The organism is Nitratidesulfovibrio oxamicus (assembly GCF_015731765.1).
In the GTDB taxonomy this organism is placed as follows: Bacteria; Desulfobacterota; Desulfovibrionia; order Desulfovibrionales; family Desulfovibrionaceae; genus Cupidesulfovibrio; species Cupidesulfovibrio oxamicus.
In genome coordinates this window covers 1-746 of the sequence record NZ_VRYY01000699.1, presented here as the reverse complement: position 1 = coordinate 746, position 746 = coordinate 1, and the positions used below count along the sequence as shown (strand labels likewise).

The 746-nt window shown below is 72.8% G+C and carries 1 protein-coding gene; it reads right to left on the bottom strand.

The window, feature by feature from the left end; translation table 11 throughout:
- Positions 1 to 20 precede the first annotated feature (20 nt).
- A partial coding sequence (locus FVW20_RS17390; protein WP_196610572.1) for an ABC transporter ATP-binding protein occupies positions 21 to 746 on the bottom strand: 726 nt, incomplete at its 5' end.

Sequence of the window (746 nt, the reverse complement as noted above, 5' to 3'; positions counted from 1 at the left end):
GCGGACCGACCGGGGCCTTGCTAGCGTGGCGCGCTTGCGGGCAGGGCGGGCAGAATGGCCGCATGCAGCGCGTCATACACAGCCTGGTGCGTGGCAGCCTGCTGGGGGACCGCGTGCCGCGCGTCCGCCCGAAGCGGCGCTTGTCGCGTGCGGGCGTGCATGTCCACCGGGGCCACCCGGCCTTCGGTGAGCACGGCGGCATCATCGCAGAACAGCGGCACCAGCCGCACGTCGTGGGTCACGAACAGGTAGGCGGTGCCCGTGGCGCGGCGCAGTTCGGTCAGCAGGTCCAGCACGCGGGCCTGCACCAGCATATCCAGGCTGCTCAGGGCCTCGTCCAGCAGGATCAGCCGGGGCCGGGGCGCCAGGGCGCGGGCAATGCACACCCGCTGCAACTGTCCCCCGCTCAGGCGGTGGGGCAGGCGGTCCAGCAGGGTGGGGGAAAGGTGCACCTGTTCCAGCAGTTCACCGGCGCGGGCGCGGCGCTGGCGGCGGTTCAGGGGGGTGAAGTTCTCCAGCGGCTCGCCGATGATGCGTTCCACGGTCAGGCGCGGGTTCACCGCGTTGACCGAGTTCTGGAAGACCACCTGCACATGGCGGCGGTCCTTGCCGAGGCCGTGGCGCACGTCGCGCCCCATGAAGCGCACCATGCCGCCGTCGGGCCGTTCCAGCCCCAGGGCGATGCGGCACAGGGTGCTCTTGCCCGCCCCGCTGGGGCCGACGACGCCGGTGCAGCCGCCTTCGCG